This is a genomic window from Pseudomonas sp. A34-9 (assembly GCF_029543085.1).
In the GTDB taxonomy this organism is placed as follows: domain Bacteria; phylum Pseudomonadota; class Gammaproteobacteria; order Pseudomonadales; family Pseudomonadaceae; genus Aquipseudomonas.
This window is the reverse complement of sequence record NZ_CP119967.1, coordinates 420,565-442,397: the sequence shown is the minus strand read 5'-3', so window position 1 is coordinate 442,397 and position 21,833 is coordinate 420,565. Positions and strand designations below refer to the sequence as shown.

Here is a 21,833-nt window from a genome sequence, read left to right as displayed (position 1 = left end):
CATGCGGATCCAGACAAGTCTCTACCTAAGTCAATAATGGACCAGCGAACGCTGATCCCCATAGCGCGCGATTATCTAGTAGCCCGCGTGACAACGCATCAGGGGTAACAAAGTATTTATCGCGAAAACACCCTAAAAACAGTCGAAATTTCCTAAAAAGGTGTTTCTGGCGCTTTCAGGTCTGTAACAAAAAGGTAACCGGGCCATCGTTGACCAAATGCACCTGCATATCGGCGCCGAATCTACCTGATGCCACAGTGCCATGCACCTGTTTCGCTTTGCCTAATAGATAGTCGAACAACTCCTCGCCAAGAGCCGGTGGCGCCGCGGTGGAAAAGCTTGGGCGCAACCCGCTCTTGGTGTCGGCGGCCAGGGTGAACTGAGAGACCAGCAGCAACCCACCGCCAACATCGGCGAGGGACAAGTTCATCTTGCCCTCCGCGTCACTGAATACCCGATAGTTAAGCAGCTTATGCAGAAGTTTGTCGGCGCTGGTACGCGAGTCGTCGGGTTCGACCGCTACCAGCACCAACAAACCGTGATCTACCGCGCCGACTACTTCGCCTGCCACTTCAACTCGCGCACCGCGTACGCGCTGTAAAAGCCCCTTCATGCTTCTTCGGGCGGCAGATCGAGCAGGCGCCGGGCCATGTTGCTCGCTGCGCGCACCAGTGCATCGGTGATGCCCGGCTCGGAAGCAGCATGGCCAGCATCGCGAATTACCTGCAGCTCGCTGTTCGGCCAGGCCTGATGCAATTCCCAAGCGTTATCGAGCGGGCAGATCACGTCGTAGCGACCATGAATGATCACGCCCGGCAGATGGGCGATCTTGCCCATGTCGCGAATCAGCTGGTTCGGCTCAAGGAAGGCGTTATTGGTGAAGTAATGGCATTCGATCCGCGCAATCGACAACGCGCGCTGCGGCTCGGAGAAGCGATCGACCACCAGCGGGTTCGGCCGCAGGGTCGCGGTGCGCCCCTCCCAGGTCGACCAGGCTTTGGCGGCGTGCATCTGCGCAATCTGGTCGTTGCCGGTCAGGCGTTTGTGGAACGCACTGAGCAGGTCATCGCGCTCGTCCAGCGGGATCGGTGCGATGTAGTCCTGCCAGTAATCGGGGAACAGACGGCTGGCGCCGGCCTGATAGAACCACTCGATTTCCTGCGGACGGCAGAGAAAGATCCCGCGCAGGATCAGACCGTGAACACGCTCAGGGTGGGTTTGCGCGTAGGCCAGCGCCAGGGTCGAACCCCACGAGCCGCCGAACAGCACCCATTTGTCGATGCCCAGGTGTTTGCGGATGCGCTCAAGGTCGGCGACCAGATCCCAGGTGGTGTTGTTTTCCAGGCTGGCGTGCGGCGTGGAGCGCCCGCAACCGCGCTGGTCGAAGGTGACAATGCGATACAGGTTCGGATCGAAATAGCGACGACTTTGCGCGTCGCAACCGGCGCCGGGGCCGCCATGAATGAACACAACCGGCAAACCCTCCGGTGAACCGCTTTCGTCGACGTACAGCGTATGGGTGTCATCGACAGCCAGATCGTGCCGGGCGTGAGGTTTGATCTGCGGAAACAAAGTCTGCATTGCGCGCTCCGTAAGGGGTCGAGGTCATCCCTGGGGGGACTTCTATTATTCTGCCGTTGGGCATCATAAACCCGATTTACGTCAATGAGCATGCTCCGGGGCCTGATCGTTCCCACGCTCTGCGTGGGAATGCCTCTTGGGACGCTCCGCGTCCAGTGACGCGGAGCGTCACGGGCTGCATTCCCACGTGGAGCGTGGGAACGATCAAGATCGCAGCCTTCGGCAGCTCCTACAGGGGGGATCAGCCGCCGTAGTGTTTTTCACCCCAGGCCAGATAGCCTTGCAGCAATTCTTTGAGCACCACTTGCGTCGGCTCGGCGAGGTCGGCGCGATAGCGGAACGGCTCAAACTCTTCCATGTAGGTGCACTGGCCGAGTTCCAGTTGCACGGCGTGGATGTTCTGGGCCGGGTGGCCGTAATGACGGGTGATATGGCCGCCCTTGAAGCGCCCGTTGAGCACATGGCTGTAATCGCCGTGACGCGCGCAGATCGCTTCGAGTTGCGTGGCCAGTTGTGGATCGCAACTGGCGCCGTTGAAGGTGCCGAGGTTGAAGTCCGGCAACTTGCCGTCGAACAGGTGCGGGATGATCGAGCGGATCGAATGCGCATCGAACAGCAATGCATAGCCGAATTCTGCCTTCAGCCGCGCCAACTCTTCCTGCAAGGTGCGGTGATACGGCGTCCAGATCTGCTCCAGATAAGTTGCGCGCTCATCCTTGGACGGCTCCAGCCCTTCTTTGAACAAAGGGATGCCATCGAACAGCGTTGCCGGGTAGAGCCCGGTGGTGGCGCCGGCGTACAGCGGTTTGTCATCGGACGGCCGATTGAGGTCAATGACGAATCGCGAATACTCGGCGGCCAAGGTGCTGGCGCCCAGCTCTTCAGCGAAGTCGTACAGCTGCGGAATATGCCAGTCAGTGTCCGGCAGGCTTTTCGCGTCCGGGATCAGTCCAGCCTCGACCGCAGGGGTCAACCGCACCCCGGCATGCGGCATGCTGATCAACAACGGCACGCGACCTTGTTTGAAGTTCAGAACCTTATCCACAACCGCCCTCCTACAGATTTGATTCGACGCCGTGACGCACGACGCGTTTGTCCAGATCACCACCCAGCCAATAGGCCAGATCCGCCGGACGATCAATGTGCCAGGCAACGAAATCCGCGACCTTGCCGACTTCCAGCGAACCGTGGGTGGCGGCCATGCCCAGCGCTTGTGCAGCGTGAATGGTCGCGCCGGCCAGAGCTTCTTCCGGGGTCATGCGGAAGCAGGTGCAGGCCATGTTCAGCATCAGGCGCAACGACAGCGCCGGCGAGGTGCCGGGGTTGAGGTCGCTGGCGATGGCGATTTTCACCTTGTGCTTGCGCAGGGCATCCATCGGCGGCAACTGGGTCTCACGCAGGAAGTAGAACGCACCCGGCAGCAGCACCGCGACGGTGTCGGACTCGGCCATGGCGATGGCGTCGGCCTCGTCCATGAATTCCAGGTGGTCGGCGGACAACGCCTTGTAGCGCGCAGCGAGGCTGGAGCCGTGCAGCGACGACAGTTGTTCAGCGTGTAGCTTCACCGGCAGACCGAGTTCTTGCGCGGCGATAAATACGCGCTCGACTTGCTCTGGCGAGAACGCCAGGTATTCGCAGAACGCATCCACGGCGTCGACCAGCCCTTCGGCAGCCAGCGCGGGAAGCATCTCTGTGCAGATCAGATGGATGTAATCGTCGGCGCGATCCTTGTATTCCGGCGGCAACGCATGGGCGGCCAGACAGGTGCTGCGCACGCTGATCGGCAGTTCTTTGGCCAAACGGCGGATGACCCGGAGGATTTTGCGTTCATTGGTCAGATCGAGGCCGTAACCGGACTTCATTTCGACCGTGGTTACGCCGTCGCGCATCAGGCTTTTCAGGCGTTTGGCGGCACTGGCGAACAGCTCGTCTTCAGTGGCCTCGCGAGTGGCACGTACGGTGCTAGCGATGCCGCCACCGGATGCCGCAATCTCTGCATAGCTGACGCCTTGCAGGCGTTTTTCAAACTCGCCACTGCGGTTGCCGCCGAACACCGTGTGGGTGTGGCAATCGATCAGGCCGGGAGTGACCCAGGCGCCTTGCAGGTCATTGACCGCCGGGTATTCGCCGGAGGGCAATTGATTGCGCGGGCCGATCCACTCGATGAGCGCACCGGACGTCACGATGGCCGCGTCTTCGATGATCGAGTAGACGCCCTGCGCCATGGTTGCGACGTGGCAGTGTTGCCAGAGGGTTTTCACTGTTGGCCTCCGTTGGGGTTGGTTTGGTGGGTGGCCCTGAAAAGCCCCTCACCCTAGCCCTCTCCCGGAGGGAGAGGGGACTGACCGTGTTGTTCTGTCGAGGTCCACCGACCTGAAATTCCTGAGCCGAACTCAGGTTCTGAAAAACATGAAGATCGGCTCCCTTCCCCCTCTCCCCCCTTGGGGGAGAGGGCTGGGGTGAGGGGGATCGATTTCAGCAACTACAAACATCCCCCTGAAAACCCACTTACAAACTAGGCAGCAACTTCGCCGAAACCAGCTCAGTCAGGCACCGCGAAGCCAACAGCTCAGTCGCTGCATTGATGTCCGGCGCAAAGAAGCGGTCTTTCTCGTAAAACGGCACTTCCTTACGCAAAATCGCCCGCGCCAGCTCCAGCTTCGCCGAGGTCTTCAGACCGTTGCGCAGATCCAGGCCCTGCACCGCCGCCAGCCATTCCACCGCAAGAATCCCGCGGGTGTTTTCGGCCATTTCCCACAGACGCTTGCCGGCCGCCGGGGCCATCGACACGTGGTCTTCCTGGTTGGCCGAGGTCGGCAGGCTGTCCACCGAATGTGGATGCGACAGCGCTTTGTTTTCGCTAGCCAAAGCAGCAGCGGTCACCTGAGCGATCATGAAACCGGAGTTCACCCCGCCATTGGCGACGAGGAACGGCGGCAGCTGCGACATGTGCTTGTCCATCATCAGCGAGATGCGGCGTTCGCTCAGCGAGCCGATCTCTGCAATGGCCAGCGCCATGTTGTCGGCGGCCATGGCCACCGGTTCGGCATGAAAGTTACCGCCGGAAATCACGTCACCTTCTGCGGCGAAGACCAATGGGTTATCGGAAACTGCGTTGGCTTCGACGGCCAGCACTTCAGCCGCCTGACGAAACTGGGTCAGGCAGGCGCCCATGACTTGCGGCTGGCAGCGCAAGGAGTACGGATCCTGGACCTTTTCGCAGTTCTGATGCGAGTCAGAGACTTCGCTGCGCTCACCGAGCAGATCGCGGTAAGCAGCGGCGGCGTCGATCTGACCTTTCTGACCACGTGCGGCATGAATACGTGCGTCGAATGGCGAACGCGAACCCAATACCGCTTCAACCGTCAGACCGCCCAGCGCCAAGGCACCGGCAAACAGGTCTTCGCCTTCAAACAGGCCACGCAGCGCGAACGCGGTGGACACCTGTGTCCCGTTGAGCAGCGCCAGACCTTCTTTCGCCGCCAGTGTCAGCGGCGTCAGACCGGCGACTTTCAGCGCTTCAGTGGCTTCCATCCACTCGCCCTTGTAACGCGCCTTGCCCTCGCCCAGCAGCACCAGCGACATGTGCGCCAGCGGCGCGAGGTCGCCCGACGCGCCGACCGAACCTTTCAGCGGAATGTGCGGATAAACCTCAGCATTGATCAGTGCAATCAGCGCATCGATGACCACGCGACGAATGCCGGAAAAACCACGGCTGAGGCTGTTGACCTTGAGCACCATGATCAACCGCACCAGCTCATCGCTGATCGGCTGGCCAACACCGGCGGCATGGGACAGCACCAGCGAACGCTGGAGGTTTTCCAGGTCTTCACTGGCGATTCGGGTCGAGGCCAGCAGGCCGAAACCGGTGTTGATGCCGTACGCGGTACGGTTCTCGGCGAGGATCTGCTCAACGCAAGCGACGCTGGCTTCGATCTGTGCCGAGGCGCTGTTGTCGAGAGTCAGCTTGACCGGGTTCTGGTAGACGTCACGCAGTTGGGCCAGGCTCAGTTGGCCGGGAATCAGGTTCAGCGCAGTCATTAATGTGCTCCTTTTGTGAGTTCGTCTCTTGAATAAAGAGAAACTACCAGTCGCTCCGGAGCATTCCGTTATCCGTCGCCTCTCGTCTTTTGGACGATCCGCGCCTTGGCACGCTGGTATGGGTCGTTGTTAGTGCAAATTCGGTAAAACGTTGTGTGGCAGATTCGGCGCTTTCAACACGCTCGCAGCGGCGGCGATATCCGGCGCCAGCCAGCGATCCTGATCGTAGGCCGGGACTTTTTCGCGCAGCAGTCGCCAGGCGACATCGGTGCCCGCGCCGAAGCGCTGCGCCTTGAGAAATTCAAACGCCTGCGCCGCCAGCAGATACTCGATGGCGAGGATCTGCGTGCAGTTTTCCAAAGCGCGATGCAGCTTCAGCGCGGCGTTGGTGCCCATGCTCAGGTGGTCTTCCTGCAGGCCCGAGGTGATGTAGTTGTCGAGCACCGCCGGTTGCGCCAACTGGCGGTTTTCCGCACACAGCGACGCAGCGACGTACTGGACGATCATCATCCCCGAGTTGACCCCGGGATTGGCCACCAGAAACGCCGGCAGACCGCTGACGTGCGGGTTGACCAGACGATCGAGGCGACGCTCGGCAATCGAGCCGATTTCGGCCATGGCAATCGCCAGCAAATCCGCCGCCATCGCCACCGATTGGCCGTGCGGGTTGGCTTGCGACATCACCCGGAAGTGGTCCGGTGTGCCGAGCAGCAGCGGGTTATCGGTGCAACCGTTGAGCTCGGCCTCGACTTGTTTGATCGCATGCTCCAGTTGATCCCGCGCGGCACCGTGCACCTGCGGAATCGAACGGATGCTCAGCGCATCCTGAGTGCGAATGCCTTTGCTCGACGCGATCACTTCACTGCCATCGAGCAGCGCGCGCAAATTGATGCCGACCTGTTGCATGCCGGGGTGCGGTTTCAACGCGATGATTTCAGCGTCGAAGGCATCGATCTGGCCGCGCTGCGCTTCGAAACTCATGGCGCCAATGACATCCGCCCATTGCACCAGTCGCGTGGCATCGGCAATCGCCAGACAGCTGAGACCGGTCATGCACGGCGTGCCGTTGACCAGGCACAAGCCGTCCTTCGCGCCGAGTTGCACCGGTTGCAGACCTTCTTCGGCCAGCGCCTGTTGCGCAGAGGTGATCTGCCCGCGATAGCTGACATTGCCGACACCGAGCAGCGTGATGCCGATGTGCGCCATGTGGGTCAGGTAGCCCACCGAACCCTGCGACGGCACTTGCGGGGTGATGCCGCGATTGAGCAGCGCCAGCAGCGCTTCGACGACCCGGCGATGAATGCCGGATTTGCCGTGGCTGTAGTTGTGGATCGCCGCGCAGATGATCGCGCGGGTCTGCTCGTCGGCAAGCACCGGGCCAACGCCGCAGGCATGGCTGAGCAAGGTGTTGCGCGACAGCTGGCTGAGTTGTTCGTCTTGCAGCGAGACGTTGGACAGACCGCCCAGACCGGTGTTGACGCCATAGGCGCGTTCGCCGCTTTCGACGATGCGCTGGACGATGCCTTGCGCGTTTTCGATGCGCGCCCAGGTGTCGCTGGACAGTTCCAGAGGCGCGCCGTGACGGGCGACAGCGACCACATCCTGCCAACGCAGAGGGGCGCCTGTGATAACGATTTTTTCAGCCTGGGACATCTTCAACCTCATCCGAACATTGATGCAGCTTTACCGCCGCCTTCGCGAGCAGGCTCGCTCCCACATTTGGAATGCGTACCCCCTGTGGGAGCGAGCCTGCTCGCGAAGAGGCCAGCCCAACCAGCACAAATCTACCTAAACCACCGCCGCCCGCCGCTGCACGAAGCGGTCGACATACTCATCGGCCGGCGAATGCAGGATCTCTCTTGGCGTGCCGACCTGAATCAGGCGGCCGTCCTTGAGAATCGCAATGCGGTTACCAATACGCACGGCCTCATCGAGGTCGTGGGTGATGAAGACGATGGTCTTGTGCAGAGTCTTCTGCAGCTCGAGCAACTGGTCCTGCATCTCGGCGCGGATCAGCGGATCGAGGGCGCTGAAGGCTTCATCCATCAGGATGATGTCGGTGTCCGCCGCCAGGGCGCGGGCCAGGCCGACACGCTGGCGCATGCCGCCGGAGAGCTGGTGCGGGTATTTGTTTTCGTAGCCCTTCAGGCCCACGGTGTTGATCCAGTGCAGCGCGCGTTCCGAGCACATTTGCTTGCTCTCGCCACGCACTTTCAGGCCGTAAGCGACGTTGTCGAGCACAGTCTTGTGCGGCAACAGGCCGAAGCTCTGGAACACCATGCTGATCTTGTGCCGGCGAAATTCGCGCAGGGCGTCCATGTCGTACTGCAGGATGTCGACGCCGTCGACCAGGATCGCGCCGCTGGTCGGGTCGATCAGGCGATTGAAGTGACGTACCAGCGTCGATTTGCCCGAGCCGGACAGGCCCATGATCACGAAGATCTCGCCGGTGCCGATGCTCAGCGACAGGTCGTTAACGCCGACCACGCAACCGGTTTCGCTCAGCACCTGATCCTTGGTCTTGCCCTGGCCGACCATGGCCAAGGCATCCTTGGCGCGGTTGCCGAAAATCTTGAAGACGTTTTTGACTTCGATCTTGCTTACGGTTGCGTTGCTCATTTGCTCACCTCATGCCGTGGCCGACCGTACGCCTGAGTAATGCGGTCGATGACCACTGCGAGAATCACGATCGCCAGACCGGCCTCAAGACCGCGTCCGACGTTGAGGGTCTGAATCCCCACCAGCACATCTTCACCCAGGCCCCGGGCACCGATCATCGAGGCGATCACCACCATCGACAGGGCCATCATGGTGGTCTGGTTGATCCCGGCCATGATGCTTGGCAGGGCCAGCGGCAGTTGCACGCCAAACAGTTGCTGCCAGCGGTTGGCGCCGAAAGCGTTGATCGCTTCCATCACTTCGCCGTCGACCTGGCGAATGCCCAGATCGGTCAGGCGAATCAGCGGTGGCGCGGCATAGATAACGGTAGCGAAAATCGCCGGCACCTTGCCCAGACCGAACAGCATCAGCACCGGGATCAGGTACACGAAACTTGGCATGGTTTGCATGATGTCGAGCAGCGGCATCAGCACCGAACGCAGGCGATTGCTGCGCGCCGAGAGAATCCCCAGCGGGATGCCGATCAGCACCGAAATGATCGTCGCGACCATCATCAGCGCCAGGGTTTGCATGAGTTTGTCCCACAGGCCGACAGCGCCAACGAGGAACAGCAGACCGACGATGACCGCCGTGGTCACGACTTTGCGCGTGGCATGCCAGGCGACCACACCGACGATCGCCAGCATCAACCACCACGGCGCCGCACGCAGCAAACCTTCGAGATTGACGATGGCCCAGAGCAGGGTGTCAGAGATGTGGCGGAACACATCACCGTAGTTGGTGACCAGCGAATCGACCCAACCGTTGACCCAGTCGGCGATGGAAAAGGTAAAGCTTTCGGGAAACATAAGAGACTCTCAATCAAGGGGTTGCGATCAAGCGTCCGACTGCTGTTGCCAGCAGTCGGCAAAACTCAACCTACAAGGCCGCGTCGATTTTCCTGGCTGCGTCGTCGCTCACCCATGCGTGCCAGACCTCAGGATGTTCCTTGAGGAAGATTTTCGCCAGTTTTGGCGACTCGATACGTTCCTTGGCCATGCGGCCCAGGTTCTGGTTCAACAGGTCGATCGGCAGGTTGACCTTTTCCAGCACGGCGACCAGTTCCGGGGCCTCGTCGTGGAAGGTCTTGGACAGGCCGACTTTGATGCTCACAGACTTGTCGACGCCCGGTTTTTCTTCGAGTTTGACCAGATCGACCTGCCCCATCAGCGGGGTTGGCGACCAGTAGTAGAACAGGATCGGCTCACCACGCTTGTAGCTCGACAGCACCGCCGCATCCAGCGCCGGGCCTGTGCCCGGACGGAAGTTGGTGTAGCTGCTTTCCAGGCCGTAGCTTTTCAGCATTTCGCTGTTATCGAGCTCGCAGGTCCAGCCGGCCGGGCAGTTGTAGAAACGCCCCTTGGATGGCTCTTCGGCGTCCTTGAACACAGCGGCGTATTTGCCCAGGTCAGCGATGTTTTTCAGGTCTGGCGCTTTCGGCTCGAGCTTGCGCTTGGCGTCGCCTTCGATCACGTAGCGCGGCACGTACCAGCCTTCCACCGCGCCCACCACGGGTGCGCCGACGCCGACGACCTTGCCGGCCTTCTCGGCCTTGTTCCAGACCTCGCTACGGCCGACCCACTCTTCGGCGAACACCTGAATATCGTTGCTGCTCAGGGCGTTTTCCATGGTGATGGAGTTGCCCGGCAGGCTGTCGGTTTTGCAGTCGTAGCCTTTCTCCAGCACCACTTGCAGGACGTCGGTCAGCAGCATGCCGCTTTCCCAGTTCAGCCCGGCAAATTTCACCGGTTTGCCCGATTCGCACCAACCGGCGGCCTGAACGGCACCGGCACTGGCGAGCAGGCCCATGGAAAGCAGTGTGGTCAGCAGGGTCTTGTTCGATTTCATTGTCGTGACGCTCCTAATCATGAATTGGGCTTACGGCAGTCAAGAGGCATCCAGCCCTGTCCACGTCCAATCAGGCCTGCGCCGCTACGCGACTGGCCCCGCTTTTTTCAGGTTGTGCATGGCTGTTCTGCTCGACCGGCAGAATCAGTTGATCGGGTACCGCGCTGTGCCATTTTTTTGCGCACACGTAATAGACGGCAGCCGGCAGCACGAGGCCGATGATCCAGGAGATATCGACATCACCGAGGGCAGCCACCAGCGGGCCGGTATAGAACTTGGTGGAGATGAACGGCAACTGCACCAGCACGCCGAACACATAGACGCTGATGCCGAGCAGGTTCCAGCGACCGTAGCGACCGTTCGGATCGGCCAGCGCCGGCACGTCATAGCGCTCACGGGTGATGCAGTAGTAGTCGACCAGGTTGATCGCGCTCCACGGTGTGAAGAACGCGAGCAGGAACAGGATGAAAGACTTGAACGCACCGAGGAACGAGTGCTGACCGAGCAGTGCGATCAGGGTCGCCGCGCCAACGATGACCAGCACAAACACCAGACGCTGCATGCGGGTGACGGTCAGGTGGCCTTTGAAACCACTGATGATGGTCGCGATGCACATGAAGCTGCCGTAGGAGTTCAGTGTCGAGATGGTCACCTTGCCGAACGCGATGCTGAAGTACAGCAGCGCAGCGGTGGCACCGGCGCCGCCCAGACCGACGATGTAGGCGACTTCGTGACCGGCGAACTGGCCGTTGGAGGAAGCCGCGGCGAACACGCCGAGGATCATCGCCACTTGTGCGCCAACCACAGAGCCGGCACCGGCGGCGAAGAAGGTTTTTACCGCCGAGGTCTTGCTCGGCAGGTAACGGGAATAGTCAGCCACGTAAGGGCCGAAAGCGATCTGCCACGACGCGGCAAGCGATACCGCGAGCAGGAAACTGCTCCAGCTGAAGTGACGGATTTGCAACAGTGCACCAACGTCTACCTGACTGATCAGACGGCTGAACAGATAAACGAAAGCGATCACGCCAATGACGCTGGCGACACGGCCGATCCAGTGGATCACCCGATAACCGAGCACCGTGACCACAACAATGACACTGGCGAACAGCAGGATACCCACGGTATCGCTAACGCCAAACAACTGGCCCAGCGCCTGGCCGGAAAGCACCGTGCCCGTTGCGGTGAAACCCAGGTACATCAGGCACACCAGCACAATCGGAATCGCCGCACCATAAACGCCAAACTGCACGCGACTGGAGATCATCTGCGGCAGACCGAGCTTAGGCCCTTGGGCAGCATGCAGAGCCATTACGCCACCGCCGAGCAATTGACCGATCAACAGGCCGATCAGCGACCAGAACACATCACCGCCCAGCACCACGGCCAAGGCCCCGGTGACAATTGCGGTGATTTGCAGGTTGGCACCCATCCACAGGGTGAACTGGCTAAACAGACGACCGTGTCTTTCCGCTTCCGGGATGTAGTCGATCGAACGCCTTTCGATCAACGGTTTGTTACCTGCACGATCGGTGTTAACAGCCATGATTCAACCTCTGTGGATTGTTATTCGTTGTGAGTTGGTTGGATCTCTGTAGGAGCTTGCGCAGGCTGCGATCTTTTGATCTTAAAAAACCAACATCAAAAGATCGCAGCCTGCGGCAGCTCCTACAGGGTTGTGCGTTTATTTGCCGGTAATCATCGGCAGGTTCAGGCCCTGTTCCTTGGCGCAGTCGATGGCGATCTGGTAACCGGCATCGGCATGACGCATGACGCCGGTCGCCGGGTCGTTGTGCAGCACGCGCGCAATGCGCTCGGCCGCTTCGTCAGTGCCGTCGCAGACAATCACCATGCCCGAGTGCTGCGAGAAGCCCATACCGACGCCGCCGCCGTGGTGCAGGGAAACCCAGGTCGCGCCGCTCGCGGTGTTGAGCAGAGCGTTGAGCAGCGGCCAGTCGGACACAGCGTCGGAACCATCCTGCATCGATTCGGTTTCGCGGTTCGGACTGGCAACCGAGCCGGAGTCGAGGTGATCACGACCGATCACGATCGGCGCCGACAACTCGCCGCTGCGCACCATTTCGTTGAACGCCAGACCGAGCTTGGCGCGCAGGCCCAGGCCAACCCAGCAGATACGCGCCGGCAGCCCCTGGAAGCTGATGCGCTCGCGGGCCATATCCAGCCAGTTGTGCAGGTGCGCGTCGTCCGGGATCAGCTCTTTGACCTTGGCGTCGGTTTTGTAGATGTCTTGCGGATCACCCGACAGCGCCGCCCAACGGAACGGGCCGATGCCACGGCAGAACAGCGGACGGATATAGGCCGGTACGAAACCCGGGAAGTCGAACGCGTTTTCGACACCTTCTTCCTGGGCCATCTGACGGATGTTGTTGCCGTAGTCAAAGGTCGGAATGCCTTGCTTCTGGAACTCCAGCATGGCTTTGACGTGCACAGCCATCGACTGCTTGGCGGCTTTGATCACAGCGGCGGGTTCGGTCTTGGCGCGAGCGCGGTATTCGTCCCAGGTCCAGCCGGCCGGCAGGTAACCGTTAAGCGGGTCGTGGGCGCTGGTCTGGTCGGTGACCATGTCCGGGCGTACGCCGCGCTTGACCAGTTCCGGAAGGATTTCTGCGGCGTTACCCAGCAGCGCGATGGAAATCGCTTTGCCTTCTTTGGTGTATTTGTCGATGCGCGCCAGCGCGTCGTCGAGGTCTTTGGCTTGCTCGTCGACGTAACGGCTTTTCAGGCGGAAATCGATGCTGACTTGTTGGCATTCGATGTTCAGCGAGCACGCGCCAGCCAGCGTTGCCGCCAGAGGTTGTGCGCCGCCCATGCCACCGAGACCGGCGGTCAATACCCACTTGCCGCTGAGGTTGTCGTTGTAGTGCTGGCGACCGGCTTCAACGAAGGTTTCGTAGGTGCCTTGAACGATGCCCTGGCTGCCGATGTAGATCCAGCTGCCGGCGGTCATCTGGCCGTACATGGCCAGGCCTTTGGCGTCGAGTTCGTTGAAGTGCTCCCAGCTCGCCCAGTGCGGCACCAGGTTGGAGTTGGCGATCAGCACACGCGGGGCGTTGGCGTGGGTCTTGAACACGCCGACCGGCTTGCCGGATTGCACCAGCAGGGTCTCGTCGTCGTTCAGGTTGGTCAGGCTCTCGACGATTTTGTCGTAGCACTCCCAGTTACGCGCGGCGCGACCGATACCACCGTAGACCACCAGCTCTTTCGGGTTCTCGGCGACTTCCGGATCGAGGTTGTTCATCAGCATGCGCAAAGGCGCTTCGGTCAGCCAGCTCTTGGCGGTCAGCTTGTTGCCGCGGGCAGCGCGGATCTCAACGTTGCGAAACTTTGTAGGCTTATTGTCAGTCACGAAAAAGACTCCTCAGCGATCAATTCAAACCAACCCTGGCAGTGGGCAAGCAGCCTGTGCGCTTCGATGCGCGACAAGCGAATCAGTGGACGCTGCGGAGAGTCTCAAGCGACTCATACGCATACGTCTTTACTTGTACATACAAGCATATGCAATCAAGCGGCCAACTTGCTGAAGGGGTGTTCAAGAAAAATCGCGGACAGGGTTGGAGAGCGCCTGAATCAAGGGTTCTGGCGTTGATGAAATAATTCGAGGGTATTGATGGAGGGGGTTGGGGGTTGTTACGAAAGCGTGGTTTTGCGCCACGCTGGGGCGTTCGGTAACAAGTTGGTGCGTGGGTTGGGAACATCTCAAAAGCAAAAGATCGCAGCCTTCGGCAACTCCTACAGTGGGATTGATGTACACCCTGTAGGAGCTGCCGAAGGCTGCGATCTTTTAAGATTTTTGAATCAGCGCGCCGTCAGCTCAATGACACAGCAAGCGGCATTGGTGGAAACTTCAACCAGTCCGGCGTTACCGTCCAGTTGCAGACAATCATGGCGACCGAGTTGCGAAACGGCGTCACCGACCTGCACTTGCAGCAGCTCACTGACACTGAACACCAGCACCGTCCCCGCCGAGCTGAAGAACTGCTGTTCACCGTCCAGCCACTGCAACCTTGCGCTGTAACGCTGCGGCGCGTAGATCAGGTTGAAATCGCGAATCGCGCCACCGAGCAGTGTGCAGGACACCTGACTTTCGCCGCTGAAAGCAAACGGGTCGAGCGGTAACAATGGCCGAGTATCGTCACCGTCCACACACAGGGTCATGCCGTCGCCCTGCAACACGGTGATCACCCGCTGGTATCCGGCGAAGGTTGAAAAACCGCCCGACTCGGCGATGTCGGCAATCGACAGACGCCAGCCAAAACCATCCAGACCGGCACCCGCATCACGGGTGATTTCCTCGGTGCTGCCGCCGCCGTTTTTCCACGGCATGCGCGGATAACCTTCAGCGCGTAAAACCTTCACTTCACTGCTCATTTATGAAAGCGTCCTTCCAGACGATGACGAGAACCGGGATGGATCAGACGAGCAGCGGTCACCGGCTGACGCCCCGACCACGTGCGGCGACGAATCAGCAAGCAAGGCTCGCCCTTTTCAATCTGCAGCAACTTGCACTCGGACGATTCGGCGAGGATTGCTTCAACCACGTGCTCGCCTTCAGTCAGCGGCGCGACCTGGTTGAGATAGGCGTAAGGCGTCTGCAGAGTGAAGTCCTGCTTGAGGTATTCCGGGGCGACCAGCGCGTTGACGAAACGGTCTTCTATTTGCACCGGAATGTCGTTTTCGTAATGCACGATCAGCGAGTGGAACACCTTCTGCCCTTCGCGCATGTCCAGCGCCAGCGCACGTTCGGAACCGGCGGCCTCTTCTTCGAGGGTGATCACCTGGCAGGTGTGGCGATGGCCACGGGAGGCAATTTCGTCGGCGATGTTATGCACTTCGAACAGCGCCGATTGGCTCTTCGGTTCGGCGACAAACGTGCCGACACCTTGCATGCGCACCAACAGACCGTCAGCGGTCATCTCGCGCAAGGCGCGGTTGATGGTCATGCGGCTGAAACCGAGTTGGTTGACCAGCTCGCTCTCGGACGGCACGCGGTAGTGCGGCGGCCAGTTTCCGCTGTCGATCTGCTGAGTGATCATCTGTTTGACGCGGGCGTACAAGGGCGCCGGACTGTCGCCCATGTTCGCGGCCAACGGGGAGACTGGAGGCGGAGTCGGCACGGTTGATCCCTGTTCTTTGGATGAAAGTGGCTAGCTTGCCGGAGTTTACCGGGCAGGCAAACGTCTGTATATGTATATACAAATAACACACGATGGGGTGCTGAACCATGTCCGCCTTCTTTGCCGAACGCGCGCTGCTGCCTAACGGATGGGCCAACAATGTACGTCTTGAGGTCAGCGCCGAGGGCGTGCTGACCCGAATCCAGGCCGATTCCATCGCAGATGGCGCTGAACGGCTACGCGGCCCGCTGCTGCCGGGCATGCCCAATTTGCACTCCCATGCCTTCCAGCGAGCGATGGCAGGTCTGGCTGAAGTGGCCGGCAATCCGAACGACAGTTTCTGGACGTGGCGCGATCTGATGTATCGGCTCGTCGGAAAAATCAGCCCGGATCAGCTCGGCGTCATTGCCCGTCAGCTGTACATCGAAATGCTCAAGGCCGGTTACACCTCGGTCGCTGAATTTCACTACGTGCACCACGACAACAATGGTCAGCCCTACGCCGATCCGGCTGAACTGGCGTTGCGCATCAGTCAGGCCGCGAGCGACAGCGGCATCGGTCTGACCCTGCTGCCAGTGCTCTACAGCCACTCCGGTTTTGGCGGCCAGACGCCCAACGATGGCCAGCGTCGCTTTATCAACAGCACCGAAAACTACCTGAATCTGCAGTCACGCTTGCAGCCAATGTTGGCGCAGCAAAAGGCGCAATCACTGGGCCTGTGCTTCCACTCGTTGCGCGCGGTGACCCCGCAGCAGATCAGCGAAGTCTTGGCGGCCAGCGACAAACAATGCCCGATTCACATCCACATCGCCGAACAGCAAAAAGAAGTCGACGACTGCCTGAGCTGGAGCGGTCGGCGGCCGCTGCAATGGCTATACGAAAATGCCGAGGTCGATCAGCGCTGGTGCCTGGTCCACGCCACCCACGCCAACCCGGAAGAAGTCACGTTGATGGCCAAGAGTCGCGCCATCGCCGGCCTGTGCCTGACCACTGAAGCGAACCTTGGCGACGGGATTTTCCCGGCGGTGGATTTCCTCGCACAGGGCGGGCGCATGGGCATCGGTTCCGACAGCCATGTCTCGCTCAGCGTGGTGGAAGAATTGCGTTGGCTGGAATACGGTCAGCGTCTGCGCGATCAGCGACGTAACCGTTTGTATGGCGCGGATCAGCCGATGGTTGGCCGCACGCTGTACGACGCGGCGCTGGACGGTGGCGCTCAGGCGTTGGGGCAGCCGATTGGTGCGCTGGAAGTCGGCAAGCGGGCCGACTGGATTGTGCTCGATGGCAACGATCCGTATCTGGCGACAGCCAGCGGTGACGGGATTTTGAATCGCTGGCTATTTGCCGGTGGCGATCGTCAGGTGCGCGATGTGCTGGTCAATGGCCAGTGGGTGGTGCGCGATGGGCGGCATACGGGAGAAGAAGAAAGCAATCGCGCCTTCACCCAAGTCCTGCGCGAACTTCTGGGCTGACGCATAACCAATGTGGGAGCGAGCCTGCTCGCGAAAGCGGTGTATCAGCCAACATTTTCGTTAACTGACACGCCCTCTTCGCGAGCAGGCTCGCTCCCACATTTCGATTTTGCGGCGATGTTTAATTCGAAGTCTTGGCCATCTGCCGATCCGACGCCCGCCAGATCAATCGCGTGGTGTCATAGCCCTGCTGACGCGCCTTGCTCAGCAGCTCTTCACGCACCACACCGTTAACGGTCGGCGTGCGCGACAGCAACCACATGTACTTGCGACTCGGGTCGCCGACGATGGCGGTCTTGTAGTCATCGCTGACGTACAGCACCCAGTATTCGCCTTTCGCCACACCCGGAATCAGGCGTGAGAACCAGGTATCGAATTCGACCCAAAGCTTATCGGTCTTGCCCGGTACCTGTGGATAAGCCGTGCCCTTGACCTCTTCCCACTGCCACTGCGGTGTCAGGCAGCGATTGAGCACCGCGACATTGCCATCAGGCTTGAGGGTGTAATGGGCTTCGGACTGCGCGCAATTGCGCTGGAAGTACATCGGCAAGCGTGCCAGCTCGTACCAGGTGCCCTGATAACGCTTGAGATTGACGCTGTTGACAGTTTTCGGCGCCAACGGGTCGACGCCGGAAGTGGCGCAGCCGGCCAGTACCAGGCCGGCAAAAAGGATCAGCAATAACCGCTTCATTTTTCTTCTCCGTGGGCGCGAAGCCCCGGTTTACTTCAGGCCTTGGCCGGAAAACATCAGCACTTTGTCACCGGCGTACTGCACGCTGATAAAGCTGTTCTTGTCGCCCCAGGTGCAACTGGACATGCCGAGCGCGCCCGAGCAATCAGTCGGTTTGCCGAGCAGGGTTTCGACTTCGGCCTTGGCCATACCGGCCGAGAGCTTCGAATAGTTTTCCTGATTGACCTTGCTGCATGCGGCCAGCAGCACGCAAAACGTCAGAAGGGCGATAGATCGCAGCGACATGGTGTAACTCCTGGAACGAGGGGGGATGGCATGGTGCCAACCAGAAGCTTAGAAGAGAAAACCCTCATCTGGTTCCGTGGCCGGACGGCTATTTATTAGCCCGCCCGTCCGGCTTTTGTCGATAAATCAGACACTTTGTAGGGCTATTGAGCATTTCGTCGCATTTCACAAAACACGCCTAATCTTTGGCGCGCCGCGGTCGAAATAAGAGCAGCGCAAAGCCCCCGAGTGTGGCAAATTGCCGCCCTTTCTTGACCAGCCCCTTCGCGGTAGCTCATTCGATGACCAGAAACATGAAATTCAGCCACAAGATTTTGTTGGCTGCCGCCCTCGTGGTGGCCGTTGCGTTCGCCTGTTTCATTTTGTTCAACGACTATCGACAGCGCGAAGCCCTGAGCAGCAGCACCGAAGCCTCGATGCAGGAACTGGGCAGCCTGACCACCAGCAACATCCAGACCTGGCTGGAGAGCCGCATTCAATTGCTGCAATCGCTGTCGCAGCAAGTGGCGGTCGACGGCAACGCGCCAGCCAGCCTGAAACGCATCATCGACCTGCCCGCCTACACCGGCAATTTCCAGCTCAGCTACTTCGGTGGCGCCGACGGCGTGATGTTCTCGGTGCCGGCCGGCAACCGCGCACCGGATTACGATCCACGCGCACGCGGCTGGTACAAGGCGGCCAACAGCGCGCAGCAGACCATCGTCACCGAACCGTACATCGCCGCCTCCTCGGGCAAACTGGTGATCACCGTCGCCACCCCGGTGCAGCGTCAGGGCCAGATGCTCGGCGTTGCCGGCGCCGACATCGACCTGACCAGCGTCAGCGCGATCATCAACTCGCTGAACTTCGGCGGCCATGGCCACGCGTTCATCGTCAGTGCCGACGGCAAGATCCTGATCCACCCGGACAGCAAACTGGTACTCAAGACCCTCGCCGAGGCCTACCCGAACGGCGCGCCGAAAGTCAGCCCGGGCCTGAAAGAAGTCGAGTTCAACGGCAAGACGCAGTTGATCTCCTTCACCCACGTCAACGGTGTACCATCGGCCGACTGGTACGTGGCGCTGGTGCTCGATAAAGACACTGCGTTCTCGATGCTCAGCGAATTCCGCACCTCGGCGCTGATCGCCATGATCATTGCCGTGGTGATCATCATCGCCCTGCTCGGCATGCTGATCCGCGTGCTGATGCAACCGTTGCTGACCATGGGCCGCGCGATGCACGACATCGCCGAAGGTGAAGGCGATCTGACCAAACGTCTGGTGATTCACGGCAACGACGAATTCGGCGCGCTGGGCACTTCGTTCAACCGCTTCGTCGAGCGTATCCACACCTCGATCCGTGAAGTGTCTTCGGCCACCGGCCAGGTCAACGAAGTTGCCCTGCGCGTGGTCGCAGCGTCGAATTCGTCGATGTACAACTCGGATCAGCAAGCCACCCGCACCAACAGCGTCGCCGCCGCGATCAACCAGCTCGGCGCCGCCGCGCAGGAAATCGCCCAGAACGCCGCCCTCGCCTCGCAGCATTCGAGCGATGCACGCAGCCTCGCGGTCGACGGTCAGCAGGTGGTGGATAAAACCATCCAGGCCATGCAGCAGCTGTCGGCGAAGATCAGCGATTCGTGCGGCAACATCGAAACCCTGAACAGCAACACGGTGAACATCGGCCAGATTCTCGAAGTGATCACCAGCATTTCCCAGCAGACCAACCTGCTCGCGCTCAACGCCGCGATCGAAGCGGCGCGTGCCGGTGAGGCCGGGCGTGGTTTCGCTGTGGTTGCCGATGAAGTGCGCAACTTGGCGCACCGCACCCAGGATTCGGCGCAGCAAGTGCAGAAAATGATCGAAGAGCTACAAGTCGGCGCACGTCAGGCGGTCAGCATCATGACCGAGAGCCAGCGCGAGAGCGAAAGCAGCGTCGGCATTGCCAACCAGGCCGGTGAGCGTCTGGGCAGCGTGACTCAGCGTATCGGCGAGATCGACGGGATGAACCAGTCGGTGGCCACCGCAACCGAAGAGCAGACCGCTGTGGTCGAGTCGATCAATGTCGATATCAACGAGATCAACACGCTGAATCAGGAAGGTGTGGAGAACTTGCAGGCGACGTTGCGGGCGTGCTCGGATCTGGAGCAGCAGGCGGCGCGGTTGAAGCAGTTGGTGGGTAGTTTCAGGATTTAAAGCGCTCGGTGCCGTCGTCGCCTGATCTAGCGACGACGGCACGCGTTTGTCACCTCGGCCTGACGCAGGACTGAATTAAGACTAAACTCGGTCCTATTCAATTTTTGAAGGTTCGACTAATGAAGCTTTCATCCCAGATCAAGCCCATCAGTTATTTGAAAAGTCACGCAGCCGAAATCGTCAAAACAATCACCGAAAGCCGTGAACCTTTGGTCATCACTCAAAACGGCGAAGCGAAGCTCGTCGTCATGGACGTCAAAAGCTTTGAAGAGCAAGAAGACACCATGGCCCTGCTCAAGCTTCTGGCCATGGGCAATCGAGAGATCGAGGAAGGCAAGTTCCGGGATGCCGAAGACGTTTTCGCAGAGCTGGACAGGATCGACCCTCAATGAGTTTGAAGATCGTCATTCTGCAATCCGCCGAAACAGACCTCAAAGATCTTCGTACCTACCTCATTAAACAGTTCTCATCCCAAACCTGGCATAGCACCTATGCCAGTCTGAAGGTCGCTATTCGTGGCCTGGCATCTCAGCCCTATTCAGGCTCCATTCCGGAAGAAATAGAAAGGCTGAACCTTGGTCAGTATCGACAAATCGTCTCAGGCTTGAATCGCATTATTTATGAAGTTCGAGAGCAGACTGTCTACGTCCATATCATTGCTGACACGCGCAAAAACCTGCCGACTCTGTTGATGAAGCGATTGCTTCAAGGCAACCCGTGAAATAAAAAACCCCGAAACGCTCACGCGCTTCGGGGTTTTGCTTTCACATCTGAAACCCTGACGCGTTCACTAGATCGCCAACGGCTGCCAGGGCGCGGTCATGGTTTATTCCTTGTGGTAGGCCGTAGCGCGTGCGACTTCTTCTTTCGAGCCGAGGAACACCGCTACACGCTGGTGCAGGCCTTCCGGCTGGATGTCGAGGATGCGCTGGTGACCGTCGGTGGACGCGCCGCCCGCTTGTTCCACCAGGAACGACATCGGGTTGGCTTCGTACATCAGACGCAGTTTGCCTGGCTTGGAAGGCTCACGGCTGTCGCGCGGGTACATGAACAGACCGCCACGGGTCAGGATGCGGTGTACATCGGCAACCATCGCCGCAACCCAACGCATGTTGTAGTTTTTCTTCAACGGACCTTCTTCACCGGCCAGCAGCTCGCCGACGTAGCGTTGTACCGGGGCTTCCCAGTGACGCTGGTTGGACATGTTGATGGCGAATTCCTGGGTCGATTCAGGAATGGTGATGTCTTCGTGGGTCAGCACGAAGCTGCCCATTTCGCGGTCCAGGGTGAAACCTTTGACGCCGTCGCCCAAGGTCAGTACCAGCATGGTTTGCGGGCCGTAGATCGCGTAACCGGCGGCAACCTGCTGGGTGCCTGGCTGCAGGAACGCTTTCTCGTTCAGCGGCTCGTTCTGGCTCAGGTATTCGTTCGGGCAACGCAGTACCGAGAAGATGGTGCCGACCGGGGCGTTGATGTCGATGTTCGACGAACCGTCCAGTGGGTCGAATACCAGCAGGTACGCGCCTTTCGGGTATTTGCCCGGGATCTGGTAGGCATTGTCCATTTCTTCGGACGCCATGCCGGCCAGGTGACCGCCCCATTCGTTGGCTTCGAGCAGGATCTCGTTGGAGATCACGTCGAGCTTCTTCTGCACTTCGCCCTGGACGTTTTCAGTGCCCATGCTGCCCAGCACACCACCCAGGGCGCCTTTGGAAACGGCGTGGCTGATTTCTTTGCAGGCACGCGCGACCACTTCGATCAGGAAACGCAGATCGGCAGGAGTGTTATTGCTGCGGGTCTGCTCAATCAAATAGCGACTCAGGGTAACGCGGGACATGGACGGCTCCGGTGGAATGGGGGGCTAAAAACCCGCGCAGTTTACAGGGAGTCTGAAAACGTAGCGAGCGAAGACGCCCGGTAACGTGCGTTGGGGTGTAATTGCCTGCATGAG

Annotated in this window: 20 protein-coding genes; 4 read left to right on the top strand and 16 right to left on the bottom strand. The window is 59.9% G+C overall.

Annotated elements, in window-relative coordinates:
* Positions 1 to 175 precede the first annotated feature (175 nt).
* The 13 genes from dtd to hutC all read right to left on the bottom strand — a co-directional run bounded on the left by dtd (position 176) and on the right by hutC (position 15,221).
* Positions 176 to 613 carry a D-aminoacyl-tRNA deacylase gene (gene dtd, locus P3G59_RS01940; RefSeq protein WP_277760239.1) on the bottom strand — a complete coding sequence of 146 codons (438 nt, stop codon included), beginning with the start codon at positions 611 to 613 and terminating at the stop codon, positions 176 to 178.
* Positions 610 to 1,581, bottom strand: a complete 972-nt coding sequence (gene pip, locus P3G59_RS01935; protein WP_064117068.1) for a prolyl aminopeptidase — start codon at positions 1,579 to 1,581, stop codon at positions 610 to 612. Before pip ends, dtd begins: the two co-directional genes overlap by 4 nt.
* Positions 1,582 to 1,822: 241 nt before the next feature.
* Positions 1,823 to 2,626, bottom strand: a complete 804-nt coding sequence (gene hutG / locus P3G59_RS01930) for an N-formylglutamate deformylase (protein WP_277760238.1) — start codon at positions 2,624 to 2,626, stop codon at positions 1,823 to 1,825.
* Between the two features lie 10 nt (positions 2,627 to 2,636).
* Positions 2,637 to 3,842 carry an imidazolonepropionase gene (gene hutI, locus P3G59_RS01925; protein WP_277760237.1) on the bottom strand — a complete coding sequence of 402 codons (1,206 nt, stop codon included), beginning with the start codon at positions 3,840 to 3,842 and terminating at the stop codon, positions 2,637 to 2,639.
* A 247-nt stretch (positions 3,843 to 4,089) separates the two neighbouring features.
* Positions 4,090 to 5,622 (bottom strand): histidine ammonia-lyase, encoded by a 1,533-nt coding sequence (gene hutH / locus P3G59_RS01920; RefSeq protein WP_277760236.1) that lies wholly within the window; start codon positions 5,620 to 5,622, stop codon positions 4,090 to 4,092.
* Between the two features lie 129 nt (positions 5,623 to 5,751).
* Positions 5,752 to 7,275, bottom strand: a complete 1,524-nt coding sequence (hutH, locus tag P3G59_RS01915) for a histidine ammonia-lyase (protein WP_277760235.1) — start codon at positions 7,273 to 7,275, stop codon at positions 5,752 to 5,754.
* Positions 7,276 to 7,410: 135 nt separating this feature from the next.
* On the bottom strand, positions 7,411 to 8,241 hold the full coding sequence (locus P3G59_RS01910; protein ID WP_007909304.1) for a glycine betaine/L-proline ABC transporter ATP-binding protein: 831 nt from the start codon (positions 8,239 to 8,241) through the stop codon (positions 7,411 to 7,413).
* A complete protein-coding gene (locus P3G59_RS01905; protein WP_007949591.1) occupies positions 8,238 to 9,089 on the bottom strand; it encodes a proline/glycine betaine ABC transporter permease in 852 nt (283 codons plus the stop codon). Before P3G59_RS01905 ends, P3G59_RS01910 begins: the two co-directional genes overlap by 4 nt.
* 70 nt (positions 9,090 to 9,159) lie before the next feature.
* Positions 9,160 to 10,128: an ABC transporter substrate-binding protein gene (locus P3G59_RS01900; RefSeq protein ID WP_277760234.1), complete on the bottom strand. Its 969-nt coding sequence runs from the start codon at positions 10,126 to 10,128 to the stop codon at positions 9,160 to 9,162.
* A 70-nt stretch (positions 10,129 to 10,198) separates the two neighbouring features.
* A complete protein-coding gene (locus tag P3G59_RS01895; RefSeq protein WP_277760233.1) occupies positions 10,199 to 11,671 on the bottom strand; it encodes a cytosine permease in 1,473 nt (490 codons plus the stop codon).
* Between the two features lie 138 nt (positions 11,672 to 11,809).
* Positions 11,810 to 13,492, bottom strand: a complete 1,683-nt coding sequence (gene hutU / locus P3G59_RS01890) for a urocanate hydratase (RefSeq protein WP_277760232.1) — start codon at positions 13,490 to 13,492, stop codon at positions 11,810 to 11,812.
* Positions 13,493 to 13,941: 449 nt separating this feature from the next.
* Entirely contained in the window at positions 13,942 to 14,514 is a 573-nt protein-coding gene (locus tag P3G59_RS01885; protein WP_277760231.1) for a HutD family protein, read from the bottom strand.
* Positions 14,511 to 15,221, bottom strand: coding sequence for a histidine utilization repressor (gene hutC / locus P3G59_RS01880; protein WP_162130175.1), 711 nt, complete (start codon positions 15,219 to 15,221; stop codon positions 14,511 to 14,513). The genes P3G59_RS01885 and hutC overlap by 4 nt, the downstream gene beginning before the upstream one ends.
* Before the next feature lie 146 nt (positions 15,222 to 15,367).
* Between hutC and P3G59_RS01875 the strand changes: the two genes are divergently transcribed.
* Positions 15,368 to 16,732 carry a formimidoylglutamate deiminase gene (locus P3G59_RS01875; protein WP_277760230.1) on the top strand — a complete coding sequence of 455 codons (1,365 nt, stop codon included), beginning with the start codon at positions 15,368 to 15,370 and terminating at the stop codon, positions 16,730 to 16,732.
* 121 nt (positions 16,733 to 16,853) lie between these two features.
* On the opposite strand, the gene P3G59_RS01870 is transcribed toward P3G59_RS01875, so the two are convergent.
* Both P3G59_RS01870 and P3G59_RS01865 read right to left on the bottom strand, forming a co-directional pair.
* Entirely contained in the window at positions 16,854 to 17,423 is a 570-nt protein-coding gene (locus tag P3G59_RS01870; RefSeq protein ID WP_277760229.1) for a lipocalin family protein, read from the bottom strand.
* Between the two features lie 30 nt (positions 17,424 to 17,453).
* Positions 17,454 to 17,708, bottom strand: coding sequence for a hypothetical protein (locus P3G59_RS01865; RefSeq protein WP_003220802.1), 255 nt, complete (start codon positions 17,706 to 17,708; stop codon positions 17,454 to 17,456).
* A gap of 281 nt (positions 17,709 to 17,989) precedes the next feature.
* Between P3G59_RS01865 and P3G59_RS01860 the strand changes: the two genes are divergently transcribed.
* From P3G59_RS01860 to P3G59_RS01850, 3 genes are all read left to right on the top strand, one after another.
* Positions 17,990 to 19,882: a methyl-accepting chemotaxis protein gene (locus P3G59_RS01860; protein ID WP_277760228.1), complete on the top strand. Its 1,893-nt coding sequence runs from the start codon at positions 17,990 to 17,992 to the stop codon at positions 19,880 to 19,882.
* Positions 19,883 to 20,001: 119 nt separating this feature from the next.
* The gene (locus tag P3G59_RS01855; RefSeq protein ID WP_277760227.1) at positions 20,002 to 20,274 is read left to right on the top strand and encodes a type II toxin-antitoxin system Phd/YefM family antitoxin; all 273 of its coding nucleotides are present in this window, start codon (positions 20,002 to 20,004) and stop codon (positions 20,272 to 20,274) included.
* Positions 20,271 to 20,603, top strand: a complete 333-nt coding sequence (locus P3G59_RS01850) for a type II toxin-antitoxin system RelE/ParE family toxin (RefSeq protein WP_277760226.1) — start codon at positions 20,271 to 20,273, stop codon at positions 20,601 to 20,603. Before P3G59_RS01855 ends, P3G59_RS01850 begins: the two co-directional genes overlap by 4 nt.
* Positions 20,604 to 20,708: 105 nt before the next feature.
* On the opposite strand, the gene P3G59_RS01845 is transcribed toward P3G59_RS01850, so the two are convergent.
* Positions 20,709 to 21,719 (bottom strand): class 1 fructose-bisphosphatase, encoded by a 1,011-nt coding sequence (locus tag P3G59_RS01845; RefSeq protein WP_007909265.1) that lies wholly within the window; start codon positions 21,717 to 21,719, stop codon positions 20,709 to 20,711.
* Between the last annotated feature and the right edge of the window lie 114 nt (positions 21,720 to 21,833).

What these genes read in the sequence shown, in the direction of transcription:
- dtd (WP_277760239.1), bottom strand. Translation starts at nt 613, where the DNA reads ATGAAGGGGCTTTTACAGCGCGTACGCGGTGCGCGAGTTGAAGTGGCA.
- pip (WP_064117068.1), bottom strand. Translation starts at nt 1,581, where the DNA reads ATGCAGACTTTGTTTCCGCAGATCAAACCTCACGCCCGGCACGATCTG.
- hutH (WP_277760236.1), bottom strand. Translation starts at nt 5,622, where the DNA reads ATGACTGCGCTGAACCTGATTCCCGGCCAACTGAGCCTGGCCCAACTG.
- hutH (WP_277760235.1), bottom strand. Translation starts at nt 7,275, where the DNA reads ATGTCCCAGGCTGAAAAAATCGTTATCACAGGCGCCCCTCTGCGTTGG.
- P3G59_RS01910 (WP_007909304.1), bottom strand. Translation starts at nt 8,241, where the DNA reads ATGAGCAACGCAACCGTAAGCAAGATCGAAGTCAAAAACGTCTTCAAG.
- P3G59_RS01905 (WP_007949591.1), bottom strand. Translation starts at nt 9,089, where the DNA reads ATGTTTCCCGAAAGCTTTACCTTTTCCATCGCCGACTGGGTCAACGGT.
- P3G59_RS01900 (WP_277760234.1), bottom strand. Translation starts at nt 10,128, where the DNA reads ATGAAATCGAACAAGACCCTGCTGACCACACTGCTTTCCATGGGCCTG.
- P3G59_RS01895 (WP_277760233.1), bottom strand. Translation starts at nt 11,671, where the DNA reads ATGGCTGTTAACACCGATCGTGCAGGTAACAAACCGTTGATCGAAAGG.
- P3G59_RS01885 (WP_277760231.1), bottom strand. Translation starts at nt 14,514, where the DNA reads ATGAGCAGTGAAGTGAAGGTTTTACGCGCTGAAGGTTATCCGCGCATG.
- hutC (WP_162130175.1), bottom strand. Translation starts at nt 15,221, where the DNA reads ATGGGCGACAGTCCGGCGCCCTTGTACGCCCGCGTCAAACAGATGATC.
- P3G59_RS01875 (WP_277760230.1), top strand. Translation starts at nt 15,368, where the DNA reads ATGTCCGCCTTCTTTGCCGAACGCGCGCTGCTGCCTAACGGATGGGCC.
- P3G59_RS01870 (WP_277760229.1), bottom strand. Translation starts at nt 17,423, where the DNA reads ATGAAGCGGTTATTGCTGATCCTTTTTGCCGGCCTGGTACTGGCCGGC.
- P3G59_RS01865 (WP_003220802.1), bottom strand. Translation starts at nt 17,708, where the DNA reads ATGTCGCTGCGATCTATCGCCCTTCTGACGTTTTGCGTGCTGCTGGCC.
- P3G59_RS01860 (WP_277760228.1), top strand. Translation starts at nt 17,990, where the DNA reads ATGACCAGAAACATGAAATTCAGCCACAAGATTTTGTTGGCTGCCGCC.
- P3G59_RS01855 (WP_277760227.1), top strand. Translation starts at nt 20,002, where the DNA reads ATGAAGCTTTCATCCCAGATCAAGCCCATCAGTTATTTGAAAAGTCAC.
- P3G59_RS01850 (WP_277760226.1), top strand. Translation starts at nt 20,271, where the DNA reads ATGAGTTTGAAGATCGTCATTCTGCAATCCGCCGAAACAGACCTCAAA.
- P3G59_RS01845 (WP_007909265.1), bottom strand. Translation starts at nt 21,719, where the DNA reads ATGTCCCGCGTTACCCTGAGTCGCTATTTGATTGAGCAGACCCGCAGC.